Below are 18,222 nucleotides of genomic sequence, written 5' to 3'. Positions count from 1 at the left end.
AGGGAAAACCTATCCTAAACATATGAGTTTTCCGTTTTCAAACTTAAGGGCTTAAAATGAGCACATAGGGGCACTCGGTCAAGCAAATCTCCTGTAGGGCTAGAGAAGGTTATATGGTGCACCAGAGTTTAGGACAACGGTTATCCAGTCTCAGAGTTGGGCAAAAGATCGGTTTAGGATACGCCCTTGCTCTCAGCATTGCCGTGTGTGGAACAATTGCTGGTTTTGGAGTTGGGCGTTACTATCAAAAACAGGCTGAAGAGCAAGAAGAACACGTACGCAACGAAGTGGAACTTCTGCATCGCCTACAATCTCGTGTTCTCCAAACCCGAACCCACCAACAACAACTCATTCCTCTAGCGCAATACCCAGAAAAATTTCAAGATGAATATGCTCACTTGCTGAAGCATAAAGCTGAAATCCAAGAAATTTGGGCTGAACTTAAGACATTTGTGGCAAAGCCTTCGACCATAAAAGATGACTTACATCAACCAACAATTCCAGCCTTCTTGCAAACCTATGACCGCGTACCACCACGCTACTCACAGGAAGTAGAACACCGAGTTGAACAAATTCGCAAGCTGAATCTCGCATCACCCATTGATGTTGAGCAAGCCCAAGCGCTGATTTTGGAATTTACCAACAGCGATTTGGCGCTTGAATTCGATGGCATCTCGGATGATTTGGTGGGTTTAATTGACCAAGCTTACCAAGAACTTGAAGAAGCAGAAAGCTTGCAACAACAAGCCAACGTAGTTTCAGAGAAAATTGTGGCTGCGAGCATTGGATTGTCTGTTGCGATCGCCATTCTTTTGGCAGTTTTGACCAGCCGAGCAATTGCCCAACCCATTCAATCTCTGACCAGCGTTGCCCGACGAACTACTGAAGAATCTAATTTTGAGTTACAAGCGACTGTTGAGCAAGATGATGAAATTGGAATGCTTGCCAATGCTTTTAACCAATTAATTCGCGCTGTTAAACAACTGTTACAGCAACAGAAAACAGCCAACGAACAACTCGAAAACTACAGCCAAACCCTTGAATCTCAAGTTGAGGTCAGAACCCAAGAACTCAGCGACAAAAATACGCAGTTGCAACAACTCTTAGAGGAACTGCAACGCACTCAGGTTCAGATGGTGCATAGCGAAAAGATGTCTGCTTTGGGGCAAATGGTGGCAGGGGTGGCACACGAAATCAACAATCCAGTCAACTTCATTCACGGCAACCTGACTCATGTGCAGGAGTACGCCCACAATTTATTAGGTTTGGTGCAACTCTACCAGAATTACTATCCCGACCCAGCACCCGAAATCCAAGCTGAGGCGGAAGATATTGAGATGGACTTTATCCAAGCCGATCTACCTAAAGTCCTCGACTCCATGAAAGTCGGCACCGATCGCATTCGCCAGATTGTTTTGTCACTCCGCAACTTTTCACGAATGGATGAAGCTGAGTTCAAAGCCGTTGATATTCATGAGGGCATTGATGGCACGTTGTTGATTTTGCAGCATCGCTTGAAAGATAAACCACAGCGTCCAGCGATTCAAGTAATTCGTGATTATGGTAATCTACCGCTAATACAATGCTATCCTGGTCAAATCAATCAGGCGTTTATGAACATCCTGGCAAATGCCATTGATGCCCTGGAAGAAGCCAACGTCAAACGAACCTATCAGGAACTCAAGGAAAATCGCAACCTGATTACCATTCGGACTGCCATGATTGATTCAAAGTGGGTAAAAATTGCAATTTCTGATAACGGAACGGGAATGTCTGAATCTGTTCAGAAACGCCTCTTTGATCCATTCTTCACCACAAAGTCTGTCGGTAAGGGAACGGGCCTGGGGCTGGCGATTAGCTATCAGATTGTCACTGAGAAACATGGCGGTAAGTTAGATTGCTTCTCAATACCTGGTAAGGGAACGGAGTTTGTCATTCACATCCTTGTCCAGCAGCAAATCCGTGATCCGGTCTAACAAGATGCGCCCCACCGCCGAAAGGTTTTCTGTTAGACCTTAGAGGTAATCTGCTAAGAGGTTTTAGTGGTAATATTCAATTTCTCTTTTAGCCATTTTTCTGCACTTTGTTTAACAGCTTCTATTTCCCGGAAATCTACCCGCATCACAGCCGTTTCAAATTCTACCCCCTAAAATGTGATAACTTCGAGGATTTCTACAACGCTGGCAGATTAGACATCTGCAACAATTCTTGTGGGGAGTAGGGGTTAGGCATCCTGCCGGCCCAAGACTTGCTTTTCTGTAGATGAGTAATAACTCCCCCAAGAACTAAAGCCCTTTTCCGTTGTTGCGGGAAAAGAGCTTTAATTTATTATTAACCTGGCACTGAGCTATTTTACCGGGCAGTGACCCGCCGAGTATCTTCGCCATAGCAACATTTAACAACCGAGTTCGGGATGGATCGGAGTGGTCCCATTACATCCTCAGCACGATGTTGTTATGATTTTGTTAAAATAAATGACGACTCAAAGAGGCAATTATTAGGACTATAAGATTTTGCATCAAAAGTACGGCTCATTTTTCCACTCATCCTTACTTACACCATATTCCAGGTTTATTAAGTACAGTAGCAGCTATATTGTGTGGTACGTGTTATGTAGGTGCGCCGCTGTTTTATAGTTCAATGGAACTTGCAGATTGTTGATGGCAACGCACCTTACTTACAACAAAATTGTAGGTACCGCATATAAATGGAATATGCTGTATCAACTTCAATCTCATCCAAACCTGGTTGAAGATGTTTCCGGTTCCGCAAGAATCTTTGGGATTTCCTAGGCTGATTTCTTTGATGAATTTCTTTCCCATTCCTATTGCTCAAACGAATTTTACCCCTGATTACCTATTTTCTTCTGCTTAGAATGACAGAAGAGCGCTAATCGGGCTATCTTGTATATTGCTAAAAATTGCCGTGTTTGAAAGGTTTAGGCTTAGTTTCTCTCTCGAAAGCGTACTGGCATTCGATCTGACGGATAAATTAACAGGTTTTGCTGTAATTCTTCGAGAGAAGAACGACCGTTAACTAACTCCCAATCCAAGTGGCGCACCAATAATGCTAACATCATTGTTCCTTCCAGCATTGATAGATGCTCTCCTAAACAACGATGCGATCCTGAGCCAAAGTCTATCATTGGCAGTGAACTTGTTTCCTTATTCTTGTCTAGCCAACGTTCGGGCAGAAATTCCTCTGGGTTAGCATAAACTTCTGGATCTCTTCCGGCTGCAAGCATTGACCAGGATACTCTCGTCCCACGCGGAATCACTGTACCCTCAATTAGAGTATCCCGTTGAGCCTCTAATGTAGTTGAGCCGGAGGCAACTGAATAAAGCCGCAGTGTTTCTTTGATAATGGCACGAATATAAGCCAATTCTTTGAGATTTTCTAGGTTAATCCCGCTTTGTTTTTGCCAAACTTGGTCAACGATGTCCCGTGCTTGTTGAAACACTCTTGGATTTAAGCTCAACTCTCCAAGTGCAAAGGATAAAGTATGGGCTGTGGTGTCAGTCCCAGCTATTAATAGTTCAATGGATTCTGATATTAAGGTGTCGCGATCATATTTTGGCTCTTTAGCCGCAATTTTGACTAACATTGATTCCCTAAACAAACTACTGACTTGTGGGAAATCAGTTTGATTTTGTTCTCTCATCTGTAAAGCTAAGTCTACCCGGGGAGTAAGAAATTCGGTTAAATATCGCCTTGCTGTCCAATAATCCCGTGAATTCTGAGTTGGCAAATATTTCATCCATCTTTTCTCCCCCGTAGCTTGTCGCAGGAATCGATAACCTACAACAGACATCGCTTCGTACACCTTGCTAACTTCCAGGGGGGAACCTTCCTGACTGGTACTATTTCTATCTACAGGAATACCTAGTACAAGAGAGGATATCACCCGCATTGTTAGTTCCACAAACAGAGGATCTACCTCCACTTCTTTTGGGGGTGCAGCTTGTGTGAGCGTCTCAATGACTTGTTCGCAAGCTTGGCTAATTATTTCCAGATATTTGGAAAGATTGCTCGAACTAAATTCCGGATTCCAAGCCTTGCGTCGCCACTGCCACTCGGTTCCAGTTTCTCCAAGCATAATAGAACCGCTGATATCGTTCCATGCTTCGCGTAATTGCTTGGGTCTAATTAAGCTACCATCTCTCATTCCATTGATAATGGTATCTTCAATTACTTTTGGTTTACTTAAAATCACAACTGGAGTCCTGCCATTCCAGATGACGTACATCGGGCCTAGCTGCTGGCTCCAATCAAAAAATTGCTGAAATAATTTCTTCTGTTTTACTGCTGCTAATATTTGTGGCAGATTTCCTAACACCCAATATTGGGGAGGCGAAGGGAGTGATTGTAGCGATTTATACGTTTCCTTTCCTTTCCACCATCGCCAACTCAGTATAGACGCTATGCTAGTAAAGCCTAATACTATTACTAAATATGACAAGAAGGAAGAAGAACCATTTATTTGAGAAGTAATGCTTTGAAACATAAATCTGCCCAAGTCCATAGTTTTTTATTACCCATATACTACCTTGAAAGGGAGATTAAGTAAGTCAACCTAATTAAATATAAAACGTTCGACTTGGTAATTGCCTGATGTGGCTCTAGCATTAACTCCTTTAATGATGGCCTGGGATAATTCCTACTCGTCTTCAAATACGCAACAAGCTCTGGACTTACGCACTTGTCATATTATAAACATCTGTAACTCACCCAAAAACTAAAGCCCTTTTCCGTTGTTGCGGGAAAAGAGCTTTAATTTATTATTAACCTGGCACTGAGCTATTTTACCGGGCAGTGACCCGCCGAGTATCTTCGCCATAGCAACGTTTAACAACCGAGTTCGGGATGGATCGGAGTGGTTCCATTACATCATAAGCACCAGGAAAGCTTTGAAAACTTTTAATCCTGTGTCGGCGTTCGGCTTAATGTTAAGCTTGATGCGCTGCATCTCTTTCGCTCGACTTAATTACTGTATCAAGTTTCCCCCTATCTGTCAACCCCAAAGTCAAAACTTTTTTTAGATCGCCCGAAACCGCTGGAATTATCGGGGTTTGAGGTCTGGTTTGGCGGTGCGGCCGATCGACCTTTAACTCACAAATCCAAAAACGCCGCATCGACACCCTGCTCTGTGCGAATCTTCCGATCCTTCTCAAACCACGCCACGACCTGCTTAACTGTTAATTGCTCGATCGCCCTTTCGCCTTCTGTCGCAATTTGCCTCTCATGCCGCAAATACGCCACCACCAAATTCGTAAAAAAGTTTTCAAAACTAGCATCAAGTTCGATCGACCCAAAATCTGCTGCTGGCCCAGAATATTGAGATTTCTACCAAACTCGCACCTCAGACATCTCTAACAATTCTTGTGGGGAGTAGGGGTTAGGCATCCTGCCGGCCCTAGACGAGCTTTTGTGTAGATGACTAATAACTCCCCAAAAAACTAAAGCCCTTTTCCGTTGTTGCGGGAAAAGAGCTTTAATTTATTATTAACCTGGCACTGAGCTATTTTACCGGGCAGTGACCCGCCGAGTATCTTCGCCATAGCAACGTTTAACAACCGAGTTCGGGATGGATCGGAGTGGTTCCATTACATCATAAGCACCAGGAAAGCTTTGAAAACTTTTAATCCTGTGTCTGCGTTAAGTTTAATGCGCTGCATCTCTTTCGCTCGACTTAATTACTGTATCAAGTTTCCCCCTGTCTGTCAACCCCTTTGGCAAAACTTTTTTTCGATCGCCCGAAACCGCTCGAATTATCGGGGTTTGAGGCCTGGTTTGAGGGTGCGAGCGATCGACCTTTAACTCACAAATCTAAAAACGTCGCATGACACTCTGTTCTCTGCGAATCTTCCCATCCTTCACAAACCACGCTACGACCTGCTTAACTGTTAATTGTTCGATCGCCCTTTCGGCTTCTGTGACAATTTGCCTCAAAGGCCACAAAGACGCCGCCACCAAATTCTTAAAAAACTTTTCAAAACTCGCATCAAGTTCGAGCGACCCAACATCTGTTCCTGGCCCAGAATATTGAGATTTCTACAAAACTCGCACCAAAGACCTCTCCAACAATTCTTGTGGGGAGTAGGGGTTAGGCATCCTGCCGGCCCTAGACGAGCTTTTGTGTAGATGACTAATAACTCCCCAAAAAACTAAAGCCCTTTTCCGTTGTTGCGGGAAAAGAGCTTTAATTTATTATTAACCTGGCACTGAGCTATTTTACCGGGCAGTGACCCGCCGAGTATCTTCGCCATAGCAACGTTTAACAACCGAGTTCGGGATGGATCGGAGTGGTTCCATTACATCATAAGCACCAGGAAAGCTTTGAAAACTTTTAATCCTGTGTCTGCGTTAAGTTTAATGCGCTGCATCTCTTTCGCTCGACTTAATTACTGTATCAAGTTCTCCTTTGTCTGTCAACCCCTTTGTCAAAACTTTTTTTTATCGCCCGAAACCGCTGGAATTATCGGGGTTTGAGGCCGGGTTTGGGGGTGGGGCCGATCGACCTTTAACTCACAAGTCCAAAAACGCCGCATCGGTTCCCTGTTCTCTGCGAATTTTCCCGTCCTTCTCAAACCACGCCACGACCTGCTTAACTGTTAATTCTTCGATCGGGATCTCGGCTTCTGTCGCAATTTGCCTCAAAGGCCGCAAGGACGCCACCACCAAATTCGTAAAAAAGTTTTCAAAACTAGCATCAAGTTCGATCGACCCTTTAATACTCTCATCATTCTTAATCCAATCCATCACCTGCCCATTAGTCACCTCAGCCACCGGCAAACCAGTCTCCCCAGAAATTTGCTTGAGCACCCTCAAAGCATAAATTGCCACCCGCGCCGAAAACTTTTCCTTGGACGACAGCAGCGCCATATCAACTTCGGCACACTCTTCCGGCTTTAAAAAATCTGCTAGCGGTTCCATATATTAAAAATTGGTAATTGCTAATCGGTAATTGGTAATCCCTGACATCCGTGACATCCGTTACACTCATCCGTTGCCGAACTTTCATCCGTGACATCCGTTAAATCCGTTACAGAATCCGTTGCCCAACTTCTTCCTTCTTCCTGGCAATCAAATAACCGCAGCGGTGTTCCCCATTAATAATCGAGTGAGTCCGCTCTACCATACAATCCGGCAAAACCGCTGCAAACATTTCCAACTCATTACCGCAGACACTCGGAAAAGTTTCAGCAACATTAGAAATCGCGCAGTTGTGTTCCATCAACACAAATCGATCGCCCAAACCAGCGCGATCGCACATCCCAACCTCTACAGATTCTACAGGATAACACTCAGCCATGTAACCCTCAGCCCTGCGGAGTTCCACCAACTTAGTCACCCGTTCTTGCAGCGAACCCGCACCCACTAGCCGCCGGTAGTCCGTAGCCTTGCGCTGCCACTGTTTTCGCAGGATAGTAATCACTTGCTCGCGGCCGACGGTTTCCGCCAAAGTATCCAAGAAAGAGACTGCAAAATCGCCGTAACGATTCGGGAATCGATCGCGCCCCAGACTGGTAAGCTCATAAATGTGCTGCGGCCGCCCCATCCCAGCCTGAACCGACTGATACTGAATCAGCCCCTCCGCTTCCAAATCCTTCAAATGACGGCGAATCGCCTGCGGGCTGATATCCAAAGACTCCGCCAACTCAAGAGCCGTCCCCTGCCCCCCCTTGAGCAAATATTGCAGGATCTCTTGTTTCGTGGAAGTCTGCTGAGTAGTCTCCATCATCTTCACAAAAAATTATTAATTTGACTTTGACAATATCACTATTGTTAATGTAGCTTAAAATATAGTAAAGCAACAAAATTGTTGTTTAACTTCCCAGAGCAGTCCAGCAGAACTCGCTCAAGCCCAGACAGGCATTGCCCCGTCTGCCATCCAGAGAGCATTATCTAGAACACTGAACACGCAAAATAATGAGTTCTACCACAGTCAAAACCTTAGTCAACCAGCCCTACAAATACGGTTTCGTCACCGACATCGAGTCAGACACCATCCCCCGCGGCTTGAGCGAAGATGTAGTCCGCCTGATTTCCGCCAAGAAAAACGAACCGGAATTCATGCTGCAATTCCGCCTCAAAGCATACCGCAAGTGGCTGACAATGACCGAGCCCACCTGGCCCCACGTCAACTATCCCGCGATCGACTACCAACAAATTATCTACTATTCCGCGCCCAAACAAAAGCCCAAAAAGCTCAACAGTTTGGACGAAGTTGACCCAACACTGCTAGAAACCTTCGAGAAACTCGGCATTCCCCTATCCGAACAAAAGCGGCTGGGAAATGTCGCCGTTGACGCCGTTTTTGACAGCGTTTCAATTGCCACAACATTTAGAGAAAAGTTAGCCAAAGATGGTGTTATTTTCTGTTCCATCTCAGAAGCCGTCAAAGATTATCCCGAATTAATAGAAAAATATCTCGGCAGCGTCGTACCAGTCGGCGATAACTTTTTCGCAGCCCTCAACTCCGCCGTATTCAGCGACGGTTCCTTCGTTTACATTCCCAAAGGCGTCAAATGCCCGATGGAACTGTCAACCTATTTCCGCATCAACAACGGAGATTCCGGCCAGTTCGAGCGCACCTTAATTGTCGCAGAAGAAAACAGTTCTGTATCTTACCTAGAAGGCTGCACCGCGCCGATGTTTGACACCAATCAACTTCACGCCGCCGTCGTGGAATTGGTAACAATGGACAATGCCGACATCAAATATTCAACAGTGCAAAACTGGTACGCTGGCGACGCCAACGGCAAAGGCGGCATTTACAACTTCGTGACGAAACGCGGTTTGTGTCAGGGAGTCAATTCTAAGATTTCTTGGACGCAGGTAGAAACGGGTTCCGCGATTACTTGGAAATATCCCAGTTGCGTGTTAGTCGGCGACAACTCGGTGGGCGAATTCTACTCGGTAGCGCTGACAAATAACAAACAGCAAGCTGACACCGGCACCAAAATGATCCACGTTGGCAAAAATACTCGCAGCACGATTATTTCTAAGGGAATTTCTGCGGGTAATTCATCCAACAGCTATCGCGGCTTAGTGAAGATGGGGCCGAACTCTAAAGGCTCTCGCAATTACTCTCAGTGCGATTCGATGCTGATTGGGGATAACGCTCAAGCGAATACTTTCCCTTATATTCAAGTGCAGAACCACACCGCTAAAGTGGAACACGAAGCTTCTACTTCTAAGATTGGAGAAGAGCAATTGTTCTTCTTCGCACAGCGGGGAATTTCCGCAGAAAATGCTATTTCGATGATGATTAGCGGTTTCTGTAAAGATGTTTTCAATCAGTTACCGATGGAATTTGCGGCGGAAGCTGATAAGCTGTTGAGTCTGAAGCTGGAAGGAAGTGTCGGGTAGAAGGAAGAAGGAAGAAGGAAGAAGGAAGAAGGAAGAAAATATTTTGGCGGGCGAGAAACCCTCGTTACCAGGCTCTGCCTGGTAACGCATATCTAGAGGCTCTGCCTCACATTTCTCTCTCCCGTTTCCAACGAGGCAGAGCCTCGCGACACGCATTCATAGGCTCTGCCTAGGAACGAGAAGAAAAAACTGTAAAGTGCATTGAGGCAAAGGACAAAAATAGATGATTGTAGAAAATAGTCAAGTGGTGCTATCCGTCCGCGATTTAACTGCGAATGTAGAAGATACTCAAATCCTGAAGGGTTTGAATCTGGAAATTAAATCGGGTGAAATTCACGCGATTATGGGGCCGAACGGTTCGGGAAAAAGCACTTTATCCAAAATATTAGCGGGTCATCCTGCTTATACGGTAACGGGTGGAGAAGTTACTTTTCTGGGTCAAAATTTGCTGGAATTAGCGCCGGAAGAACGTTCTCTGGCTGGCGTATTTCTGGCTTTCCAATATCCTTTGGAAATTCCCGGCGTTAGCAATCTGGATTTCTTGCGCGTGGCTTACAATTCTCACCGCAAACATCGCGGCTTGGAAGAATTGGATGCTTTTGATTTCCAAGATTTAATCGAGGACAAGCTGGATATTGTCAAGATGAATGATTCTTTTTTAGGCCGCAGCGTAAATGAGGGTTTTTCCGGTGGCGAGAAAAAGCGGAATGAGATTTTGCAAATGGCGCTGTTGGAACCGAAATTAGCTATTTTAGATGAGACTGATTCGGGTTTGGATATCGATGCTCTCAAGATTGTCGCCGGCGGTGTGAATCAGTTGTCAAATGCTGAAAATTCGATGTTGGTGATTACTCACTATCAGCGGTTGCTGAATTACATTATTCCTGATTTTATTCACGTCATGGAAGGTGGCCGAATTATCACAACTGGCCCGAAAGAGTTGGCGCTGGAATTGGAAGAGCGCGGTTATGACTGGGTTGGGGAAGAGGAAGCAGCAGGAGTAGGCGCGCGATGATGAATACGCAAGTTGCTAGTAGGGAAATGTTTTTGACTGATTTGGTGAATCAGTGCAGCAAGTTGGAGGCTGCTAATAGCAAAACTCCGGCTTACGGGTTGCAGGATTTGCGGGATGCGGCGACTGAATACGTGCTTTCTTCGAGTTTTCCGACGGTGAGAGATGAAGAATGGCGCTTTACTGATTTGTCGTCGGTGTTGCAAATTCCTTTTCATATACCGCAGAGCAATCAGTCAAAAGTTAAGCTGGCTGATATCATTATGCCAGTGAAAAATCGGGATGATTTACCCTTAAGATTGGTATTTGTCAACGGTTTTTATGCGCCGGATTTGTCAACGGTGGAGTCGTCGGTTTTGCCGAATTTGCCGCTCGACTTTTACGCAGGTAATCTATCCAATGTACCCGAAAAATATCAAGGGCGCATCAGCGATGTTTTGAGCAAGCACAGACAGCAAACCGAGGTGTTTACCGCGCTGAATACTGCGGGTTTGGCTGATTCTGCGGTGGTGTTCGTGCCGGCCAATATGTCGATCGACCTTCCGATTCACTTGCTCTTCCTGACAGCGCCTGGTGCATCTCCCACGATGTGCCAGCCGCACTGCTTAGTTATAGCTGAGCCTGGAAGCAGCATCACGCTGGTTGAGGATTACGCAACTATCGGTAATGTCGCTGCATTTACGAATGCTGTAACGGATGTTGTTGTCGGCGAAAACGCCACTGTGAATCATGTTCGGCTACAGCGGGAAGGTGGAGAGGTTGTTCATATCGGCAAAAGTGCGATCGAGCAATCTCGTAATAGCCGTTACACTTGCCATGCTATCAGCTTGGGAGGCAAAATATCGCGGCACAATTTAGAAGTTTTTCAGCGCGGCGAAGCCACTGAAACAACTTTAAACGGCTTAAGCGTAGCCTTTGGGGAACAGTTATCTGACACTCACAGTTTAATCGATTTTAATTACCCTCACGGTACAAGTCGCCAATTGCACAAGTGCATTGTCGGCAACAAAGCTCGCGCTGTATTTAACGGCAAAGTTTTCGTTCGCAAAGCCGCACAATTGACAGATGCCGGACAATTGAGCCGGAATTTGTTGCTGTCGCCGAGAGCTCGCGTAGACACTAAACCGCAGTTGGAAATTGTCGCCGACAACGTTAAATGTTCCCACGGTGCAACTGTCAGCCAGTTAGAAGATGATGAACTTTTCTACTTGCAAAGTCGCGGTTTGGATTTAGAAAGAAGTCGCTATTTGCTAATCGATGCTTTTGCAGCCGAAATTCTCAATCAGTTGCCAATTATTGGCGTGGCGAAAATGCTTTCTACCTGCATGGCTATCCAAGGATAAAAGAATCACCCAGAGGCTAGAAACCTGTTACACAAACATGAAATGTTCTTGTGGGGTGGGCTTCTAGCCCGCCCCAAATCAGCAACAGGCTAGAAGCCTGTTCCACAAACATGAAATGTTCTTGTGGGGTGGGCTTCTAGCCCGCCCAGAATCAGCAACAACCGGGCCCAAATCATTATTAACTTCTGAAATTTATGACACTTATTCAAGAAAAAACACTTGCATCAAAAGTTCGCGGCGACTTCCCAATTTTGAATGAAAAAGTAAATGGCAAACCGCTAGTTTATTTAGACAATGCAGCTACCTCTCAAAAACCCCTAGCTGTGCTCAACGCTTGGCGTGATTACTACGGGCAATACAATGCAAACGTGCACCGGGGAGCTCACACTCTCAGCGCCAAAGCGACTGATGCTTACGAAGGTGCGAGAGACAAAGTTGCGGCGTTTGTAAATGCCGCGTCGCGACAAGAAATTGTTTACACTCGCAACGCCACCGAAGCGATTAATTTGGTTGCTTATTCTTGGGGCTTGAGCAATCTGCAAGCCGGAGATGAAATTATTCTGTCGGTAATGGAACACCACAGCAATCTCGTTCCCTGGCAAATGATTGCTCAAAGAACCGGTGCGGTGCTGAAGTTTGTCGAGTTAACGGAAACTAACGAGTTTGATTTGGAACAGTTTAAAACCCTTATTTCCCATAAAACTAAATTGGTGTCAACCGTTCACGTTTCTAATACTTTAGGCTGCATCAGTCCAGTCAAAGAAATCTGCAAAATTGCCCACAGTTTCGGCGCAAGAGTTTTAATTGATGCTTGCCAAAGCGTGCCGCACATGATAGTAGATGTGCAAGCAATAGATTGCGATTGGCTGGTTGCTTCCGGTCACAAAATGTGCGCTCCGACTGGCATCGGTTTTCTGTACGGTAAACTGGACTTGCTGAGAGAAATGCCTCCGTTTTTCGGCGGCGGCGAGATGATTGCTGACGTGTTTCTCGATTATTCCACCTATGCCGATTTGCCGCACAAATTTGAGGCCGGCACGCCTGCAATCGGCGAGGCGATCGCCCTTGGTGCAGCAATCGATTATCTTAGTAACATTGGCATGGATAAGATTCACGCTTGCGAAGCTGAATTAACGGCTTATATGTTTCAACAATTGCGGCAAATTCCAGAAATCAAAATTTACGGGCCACAACCAGACAGCAACGGCGAAGGTAGGGCAGCTTTGGCGGCCTTTACAGCCGGAGAAATTCACCCTCAAGACTTGTCTACCCTGTTAGATCAGGAGGGAGTCGCGATTCGTTCCGGACATCACTGCACGCAAGCTTTGCACCGCTATTTGAACGTTTCATCTACTGCCAGAGCCAGTTTGTATTTTTACACTACTCGCGAGGAGATTGATGTGTTTGTGAAAGCGTTGAAAGAGACGATCGACTTTTTTGGTGGGATTATGGGATAAGTTGCTGAGGTGGGTATTTGCCCACCTCAGTTAACAAATTTTTTTTTCCCGGTTAAGTTTAGCAGAATGCCTTTTACACTCGCACATCCAATCGCAGCAGCTCCCATCTGGTTGCTATCTAAACGAAAATTGGATCTGTTAGCTCTCGCAATTGGGACAATGATACCCGATCTGCAATATTTTATCGCCCTGAAACCAGTCAGAACGATCGGGCACAGTTTGCCAGGAGTATTCATCGAAGGTTTGCCCTGTTCGCTAGTTCTTTTGCTACTGTTTCACTGGGTTTTAAAGTATCCGCTACGCGCACTTGCTCCCTCTTACGTAGCCGATAGACTGCCACCTATGGGGCGATTTTCCCTCTTCCCAATCTCACAATTTTTAATAATTATAGCATCGATCGCGCTCGGCGGTATCAGTCATATTTTGTGGGATGATTTCACTCATTCCACTGGGTGGTTTGTCGTCAGATTTCCACTTCTGCAATTTAAGATTATGTCCCTGCCACTTTACAAATTACTTCAATATGGAAGCGGCATATTCGGACTCTGCGGTTTGTCGATTTGGTTCTTGGTGTGGCTGCTCAAAACTAAACCTCGCCCAAGTAAAGAAACGCTGCCTGTTCGCTGGCAACTATTAGCAACTGGCTGCATTTTGCTGACTTCTTGTATCTTGGCATTAATTGCTGTAAAGTTGCACTTAGCTGAGGATGGAAGTTTTTCAGGCATCGTTGTTAGAGCTATTATTGGTTTTATTTCTGGGTTATTTCTCGGTTGTTTGTTCTACTCGGCTGCATTCTGGAAGCTCAAAGGTTTTCACCAATTCAATTAGAAGTTGGGTGAGAGCAAAAATTATATACGCCAGGTGATTCGATCGCCCTTTCTGACATCCGCGTTCATCCGCGTTTATCCGCCTGCATCTGCGGTAAACAAAAAGAGCGATCGCCCAACTAAAACTCCCTAATCTCAGGATGAACAAACTGATAACCAGCCGCCTTAATCTTTAGATTCGACACCCTAGCATTATAAGGCCGCACGCTAGGAGTTCCATCCCAAGTAACTTTAGGTAAATTGTGAGTTTCAAAAATGCGATCGAGCAATTCGCGACTGGATAGCGACACATCCCCGACTAAATTGTAAATTCCCTGCAATCGATTGTCCAAAGCAAAAGTTAACCCCCCAACAACATCATCCCGATGCACCCAATTAGTAGCATCTTCCCCCGCACCGGGACGAGTGTTCCCAGCCCAACGTCCAAAAATTTTAACTAATTCTCGCCCTGGCCCATAAATTCCTCCCAAACGGAGAATGCAGACGTGAAGATTGGCATTAGATGCTGCTAATAACACCCGTTCGGTTCCTGCGAGAATTTCACTGTTTGGATTAGCCGGCGCAACGGGTGAATCTTCATTTACCACTTCACCTTGGCGATCGCCATACACAGAATAAGTACCCGTATAAATAACCTGCTTTACTGTTGGTATCTGCTGTAAAACCGATACTAAAGTTGTCGCAGTATCTAAATAACTTTCCTGATAAGCATGAGGATTTGGAGCACCGACGCACAGCATAACAGCATCTTGTTCTTGCAGTACAGCCGTCATCGCATCTTTGTCATTTCCTTTGAGCACGGCTACCCGCTGCGCGACACCCTCCAACTCAACTACTCGCGTCGCCGTCGTCGTTGTCGCCGTCACGATACAATCAGATTTGCCGCGTAAATGCTTGGCTGTCGCAGTACCCACATAGCCGCAGCCGACGATCGCAACTTTCATAAAAAATTCTCCTTTGTTTCATAGTCTCTAAAATTATTGCCGATTTCTGCAATCATGGCGCGCTGAGTTTTGTGGTAATATGCAAAGCATCGTTATCAATCGGAGTAGCATCATGTCCGAGAGAGATATTTTTGCCACATCCTCAGAAACCGAACTTAAGGCTTTTTATGGTTCTTTGTTTGCGATGGCAGCCGCCGATGGTTCCGTTGATATTGACGAACTAGATTTGTTGTTTAAAACCATAAATTTAGACAAATTTTCTGACTCTGCAAAGAATCAAATCCACTCCTACACAGCCAGTCCCCCATCACTCAGCGACTGTTTGCAAACACTCAGCCAGTCAGAAGAAACGCTGCGTTTGGGAGTCATGTATTTTTTAATCAACATTGCTTGGGCAAATAAGACGCTGCAGCGCGGAGAAAGCGAGGCGATCCAATCCTCCAAAAAACTGCTGGCGGTTTCCGACTTACAAATCCAAGCCATGCAGGAATTCATCGCAAACATGAAACAAATACAAAAGTCCGCGCCAACTAAAAATCCGGCATCGGCATCCTTCAAGTCTGCTGTTTCAGAGCTGAAAACTAATGGTATCTCTCTCGATTTGATCGACCCCAAAGGAACCACAACCAACCTGAGCAACTCCAAAACTAACTATTCAGATGACAGTTTTTGGGCTAAACTTAAAAACTTTGCTTTAACCGCAGGAAGAGAAGTAGTTGAAAAAGCTTTGATTCTCTACTATACGGCTCAGAACCCAAACGTGCCTGCTTGGGCAAAAGGAGTTGTAGTTGGAGCTTTGACTTATTTTATATCTCCCGCCGATGCCATTCCCGATATATTAGTCGGCATCGGATTTACAGACGATTTGGGAGTATTGTTGGCGGCACTAGCTACAGTTTCAGTATACATTAATGCTGACACTAAAGAACAAGCAAAACAAAAAATGAAAGATTGGTTTGGCTAATAATATTATGTCCGGTCGCTGGTATTGTGTGGGTCTGCATCGGAATAATATAATCTGAATAATATAGGAGTTTTCACTTCTCTGAAATAAAAGACACGGCACTGCCGTGTCCCTACCCAATATCTTTAATTCACTCAACTGAAAACTTAATTATTGTGGATTCTCAGTCTTTAATCGGCTTGCCCTCTCGATTGACAATACGGCTTTCACCATCCTTAGCCGTGACATTTTCATAAACCCCTTCATCCCGCTTTACATACTTGCTGAAACCCGAATTTTTATAATCAGTGTCGGATGTCGGCTTCATCAATCTCGGAGCGCTCAGCAGCCGGCGTACCGGAGCATCTGCGGGAGTCTCCCCAGGCTCGCACTTAGCCAACTCGCACAGTTGACCCCAAGTCGAAACTTCCAGGTTCATGCTGTGCCAAACTTCTAACTGCTGGTTGTTTTCGGGACACAAATAATCGTATACAGGCATATTAAGAATCTCGTTTGCAACTACTAAAATTACTAATTGCACGGTTATTGAGAATATTATAGCTCAACATTACTAAGAATTCAAGCCCAACAATCCAACTTTACTATTTTTAACGGTTGTTAAAACCATAAATCAGCTATATTATTAACCCTGTGTGCTTGCTCCCGGATGCGATCGAGACGAAGCCCAAAAGTACGCTACCCTGAAATCCTCTGACTCGATCCAACGATCGCACGATCGACGGCTAGCAAATGCCCGCAAGACTTCCCTCACTGCTGTCACAGGATTGATCGTCATTTTCAGACTGTACGCCAATCACAGATTCTAAGTTTCAATTTTATTTATTTACTCACCAGCGAGGATTTACCGATGAGCGATTTCAAAGTTACGCCAGAAGTAGAGCTGAACACAGCTCAAATGTTGGAGCGATACCAACTGCAAGATGAGACAAATCTGCGGCGTTGGGCAAAACTGCACGGCATCAACAGCACTCGTGGTTTCTTCTATCCCAGTGAAGTAGATTTGATGGATCACGCTCACCACCATCTCTACAATTTGGGAATGAGCATTGCGGATTACCAAAGTCTTTTAGACCGACGCCGCAGCCATTCCCAGACACCGGGCGACCAAAATAAAACAGTAGCAAGTCAAGTTGCTGACGAAGCATACGATGCCATAGAAACGCTAACCGATCAGTATGCTGAAGCTATTGATTTAATGGGAGAACGTATAGCAGACCATTTCATCGATGAACTCGATTTATCTGTGATGAGGCACCTTTCTAAAAAAGTGCAAGAGCGGCGCACTCTCAACGGTCAAACCAAAAAGCCTAACCGTTTTCTCCAAGTGATTAAAGCCGTGTTGCAACCCAGCAGTGAAAATACGCTTCTGGTTCCCAAAAAAGAGAATGACTCTAGTTTAGAATTAGAACAGCATCATCGGCTCGGCTAGTCGCCGATTTTTTTGAAAGACTAAGAGACTTTTTGTTCAATTTACTGGTCAATTTTACTGAAAAGCAAACCCCAACCCTCCCCTTTTCCAGGGGAGGCACCAAGAGTCACATTTTTTATATTATGAAACGGAATATAAAAAAATAAATTGAGATTTCCCCGAAGTCTAAATTACTTTTCAACTGATGTTTGGTTTCGCGACGGAACCACACCTAATATAACTAGGGACAGATTGCGCGATCGCCCAAATTAGAGATAATATCTGCTGAATTGAACCTGTCAACCTCGCCCAAGGTAAAAAAATGATTAAATCCTGGATGGTAATTGGAGGCGTCGCCTTGATAGTAGCACTAGCAGCTAACTTAATCCCGCCCAGCGACATCCAATGGTTCAACCGCTTGCGGCGTCCGAGATGGCTAGTATTTGAAAGAGCAATTCCCCTAATTTGGACAGTAATTTTTATTTGTGCAGCTTGGTCAGCAGTGATTGTTTGGGAAAAAGAACCGGGAACTCAGGAGACTTGGCTGAGAATGGGTTTGTACTTGCTTTTAGAAATAGTAACTATGTCTTACACCTCGGTTATGTGCAAAGTTAGGAGCCTAAAAGTCGGCACAATAATCGGCGGAACGGGCGCTATTTTAAGCGTAATACTAGCTTTAACTGTGTTGCAAGTTTCCGAGGCTGCCACCCTGTTATTGCTGCCTTACATACTTTGGAGTCCGATCGGGACTTACACCACTTGGGTCATGATGCACCTCAATCCGGCGGATGTTTAGGCTCTGGAATTAGTCATTTTAATGGGATTGCAAGCATCAGGAAAAAGCACCATTTTTCGGTAGTATCTAGCTGCAACGCAGGTTTTAGTCAGCAAAGAC

The 18,222-nt window shown here is 45.2% G+C and carries 17 protein-coding genes and 4 rRNA genes; 10 read left to right on the top strand and 11 right to left on the bottom strand.

What is annotated here, in order from left to right:
- Window positions 1-113: 113 nt before the first annotated feature.
- A complete protein-coding gene (locus tag QUA47_RS08970) occupies window positions 114-1,976 on the top strand; it encodes an ATP-binding protein (protein ID WP_333430487.1) in 1,863 nt (620 codons plus the stop codon).
- 358 nt (window positions 1,977-2,334) lie between these two features.
- On the opposite strand, the gene rrf (QUA47_RS08965) is transcribed toward QUA47_RS08970, so the two are convergent.
- From rrf (QUA47_RS08965) to sufR, 9 genes are all read right to left on the bottom strand, one after another.
- Window positions 2,335-2,451: ribosomal RNA gene (gene rrf / locus QUA47_RS08965) — 5S ribosomal RNA — on the bottom strand.
- Window positions 2,452-2,944: 493 nt separating this feature from the next.
- Window positions 2,945-4,504, bottom strand: coding sequence for a cytochrome P450 (locus QUA47_RS08960; protein WP_333430486.1), 1,560 nt, complete (start codon window positions 4,502-4,504; stop codon window positions 2,945-2,947).
- A 280-nt stretch (window positions 4,505-4,784) separates the two neighbouring features.
- Window positions 4,785-4,901 (bottom strand): 5S ribosomal RNA (gene rrf / locus QUA47_RS08955).
- A gap of 208 nt (window positions 4,902-5,109) precedes the next feature.
- Window positions 5,110-5,259, bottom strand: a complete 150-nt coding sequence (locus QUA47_RS08950) for a hypothetical protein (protein ID WP_333430485.1) — start codon at window positions 5,257-5,259, stop codon at window positions 5,110-5,112.
- A 246-nt stretch (window positions 5,260-5,505) separates the two neighbouring features.
- Window positions 5,506-5,622: ribosomal RNA gene (gene rrf / locus QUA47_RS08945) — 5S ribosomal RNA — on the bottom strand.
- A gap of 204 nt (window positions 5,623-5,826) precedes the next feature.
- Entirely contained in the window at window positions 5,827-5,970 is a 144-nt protein-coding gene (locus tag QUA47_RS08940) for a hypothetical protein (protein ID WP_333430484.1), read from the bottom strand.
- 243 nt (window positions 5,971-6,213) lie between these two features.
- Window positions 6,214-6,330: ribosomal RNA gene (rrf, locus tag QUA47_RS08935) — 5S ribosomal RNA — on the bottom strand.
- Window positions 6,331-6,525: 195 nt separating this feature from the next.
- The gene (locus tag QUA47_RS08930) at window positions 6,526-6,933 is read right to left on the bottom strand and encodes a hypothetical protein (RefSeq protein ID WP_333430483.1); all 408 of its coding nucleotides are present in this window, start codon (window positions 6,931-6,933) and stop codon (window positions 6,526-6,528) included.
- A gap of 109 nt (window positions 6,934-7,042) precedes the next feature.
- Entirely contained in the window at window positions 7,043-7,741 is a 699-nt protein-coding gene (gene sufR / locus QUA47_RS08925) for an iron-sulfur cluster biosynthesis transcriptional regulator SufR (RefSeq protein ID WP_333430482.1), read from the bottom strand.
- 188 nt (window positions 7,742-7,929) lie between these two features.
- Here sufR and sufB point away from each other — a divergent pair, with 188 nt between their 5' ends.
- From sufB to QUA47_RS08900, 5 genes are all read left to right on the top strand, one after another.
- Window positions 7,930-9,372, top strand: coding sequence for a Fe-S cluster assembly protein SufB (gene sufB / locus QUA47_RS08920; RefSeq protein ID WP_333207742.1), 1,443 nt, complete (start codon window positions 7,930-7,932; stop codon window positions 9,370-9,372).
- A 223-nt stretch (window positions 9,373-9,595) separates the two neighbouring features.
- The gene (gene sufC / locus QUA47_RS08915) at window positions 9,596-10,387 is read left to right on the top strand and encodes a Fe-S cluster assembly ATPase SufC (protein WP_333281985.1); all 792 of its coding nucleotides are present in this window, start codon (window positions 9,596-9,598) and stop codon (window positions 10,385-10,387) included.
- Window positions 10,384-11,727 (top strand): Fe-S cluster assembly protein SufD, encoded by a 1,344-nt coding sequence (sufD, locus tag QUA47_RS08910; RefSeq protein WP_333430481.1) that lies wholly within the window; start codon window positions 10,384-10,386, stop codon window positions 11,725-11,727. The genes sufC and sufD overlap by 4 nt, the downstream gene beginning before the upstream one ends.
- A gap of 194 nt (window positions 11,728-11,921) precedes the next feature.
- Window positions 11,922-13,184 carry a SufS family cysteine desulfurase gene (locus QUA47_RS08905; RefSeq protein WP_333430480.1) on the top strand — a complete coding sequence of 421 codons (1,263 nt, stop codon included), beginning with the start codon at window positions 11,922-11,924 and terminating at the stop codon, window positions 13,182-13,184.
- A gap of 66 nt (window positions 13,185-13,250) precedes the next feature.
- Entirely contained in the window at window positions 13,251-14,012 is a 762-nt protein-coding gene (locus QUA47_RS08900) for a DUF4184 family protein (RefSeq protein WP_333430479.1), read from the top strand.
- A gap of 118 nt (window positions 14,013-14,130) precedes the next feature.
- Here QUA47_RS08900 and QUA47_RS08895 read toward each other — a convergent pair whose 3' ends face one another.
- Window positions 14,131-14,955 (bottom strand): NAD-dependent epimerase/dehydratase family protein, encoded by an 825-nt coding sequence (locus QUA47_RS08895; protein ID WP_333430478.1) that lies wholly within the window; start codon window positions 14,953-14,955, stop codon window positions 14,131-14,133.
- Between the two features lie 112 nt (window positions 14,956-15,067).
- Here QUA47_RS08895 and QUA47_RS08890 point away from each other — a divergent pair, with 112 nt between their 5' ends.
- A complete protein-coding gene (locus tag QUA47_RS08890; protein WP_333282005.1) occupies window positions 15,068-15,919 on the top strand; it encodes a YkvA family protein in 852 nt (283 codons plus the stop codon).
- Window positions 15,920-16,082: 163 nt separating this feature from the next.
- On the opposite strand, the gene QUA47_RS08885 is transcribed toward QUA47_RS08890, so the two are convergent.
- Window positions 16,083-16,397, bottom strand: a complete 315-nt coding sequence (locus tag QUA47_RS08885; RefSeq protein ID WP_333220744.1) for a zinc ribbon domain-containing protein — start codon at window positions 16,395-16,397, stop codon at window positions 16,083-16,085.
- A gap of 154 nt (window positions 16,398-16,551) precedes the next feature.
- On the opposite strand from QUA47_RS08885, the gene QUA47_RS08880 reads away from it, so the two are divergent.
- The 3 genes from QUA47_RS08880 (at window position 16,552) to QUA47_RS08870 (ending at window position 18,123) form a co-directional block, all read left to right on the top strand.
- Window positions 16,552-16,725, top strand: a complete 174-nt coding sequence (locus QUA47_RS08880; protein WP_333220746.1) for a hypothetical protein — start codon at window positions 16,552-16,554, stop codon at window positions 16,723-16,725.
- Window positions 16,726-16,766: 41 nt separating this feature from the next.
- Window positions 16,767-17,348: a hypothetical protein gene (locus QUA47_RS08875; protein ID WP_190655609.1), complete on the top strand. Its 582-nt coding sequence runs from the start codon at window positions 16,767-16,769 to the stop codon at window positions 17,346-17,348.
- A 301-nt stretch (window positions 17,349-17,649) separates the two neighbouring features.
- The gene (locus QUA47_RS08870) at window positions 17,650-18,123 is read left to right on the top strand and encodes a TspO/MBR family protein (RefSeq protein WP_333430477.1); all 474 of its coding nucleotides are present in this window, start codon (window positions 17,650-17,652) and stop codon (window positions 18,121-18,123) included.
- The last annotated feature ends 99 nt before the right edge of the window (window positions 18,124-18,222 follow it).

Source organism: Microcoleus sp. MON2_D5 (assembly GCF_036701905.1).
Classification (GTDB): Bacteria; Cyanobacteriota; Cyanobacteriia; order Cyanobacteriales; family Microcoleaceae; genus Microcoleus.
The sequence above is the reverse complement of the archived record's forward strand: the minus strand, read 5'-3'. Positions and strand labels throughout refer to the sequence as shown.

Bases quoted from the DNA above. Each gene is read 5' to 3' on its own strand.
- sufD (WP_333430481.1), top strand. From the start codon at position 10,384: ATGATGAATACGCAAGTTGCTAGTAGGGAAATGTTTTTGACTGATTTG.
- QUA47_RS08900 (WP_333430479.1), top strand. From the start codon at position 13,251: ATGCCTTTTACACTCGCACATCCAATCGCAGCAGCTCCCATCTGGTTG.
- sufB (WP_333207742.1), top strand. From the start codon at position 7,930: ATGAGTTCTACCACAGTCAAAACCTTAGTCAACCAGCCCTACAAATAC.
- QUA47_RS08970 (WP_333430487.1), top strand. From the start codon at position 114: ATGGTGCACCAGAGTTTAGGACAACGGTTATCCAGTCTCAGAGTTGGG.
- QUA47_RS08905 (WP_333430480.1), top strand. From the start codon at position 11,922: ATGACACTTATTCAAGAAAAAACACTTGCATCAAAAGTTCGCGGCGAC.
- QUA47_RS08895 (WP_333430478.1), bottom strand. From the start codon at position 14,955: ATGAAAGTTGCGATCGTCGGCTGCGGCTATGTGGGTACTGCGACAGCC.
- QUA47_RS08890 (WP_333282005.1), top strand. From the start codon at position 15,068: ATGTCCGAGAGAGATATTTTTGCCACATCCTCAGAAACCGAACTTAAG.
- sufC (WP_333281985.1), top strand. From the start codon at position 9,596: ATGATTGTAGAAAATAGTCAAGTGGTGCTATCCGTCCGCGATTTAACT.
- QUA47_RS08885 (WP_333220744.1), bottom strand. From the start codon at position 16,397: ATGCCTGTATACGATTATTTGTGTCCCGAAAACAACCAGCAGTTAGAA.
- QUA47_RS08875 (WP_190655609.1), top strand. From the start codon at position 16,767: ATGAGCGATTTCAAAGTTACGCCAGAAGTAGAGCTGAACACAGCTCAA.
- QUA47_RS08870 (WP_333430477.1), top strand. From the start codon at position 17,650: ATGATTAAATCCTGGATGGTAATTGGAGGCGTCGCCTTGATAGTAGCA.
- sufR (WP_333430482.1), bottom strand. From the start codon at position 7,741: ATGATGGAGACTACTCAGCAGACTTCCACGAAACAAGAGATCCTGCAA.
- QUA47_RS08960 (WP_333430486.1), bottom strand. From the start codon at position 4,504: ATGTTTCAAAGCATTACTTCTCAAATAAATGGTTCTTCTTCCTTCTTG.
- QUA47_RS08930 (WP_333430483.1), bottom strand. From the start codon at position 6,933: ATGGAACCGCTAGCAGATTTTTTAAAGCCGGAAGAGTGTGCCGAAGTT.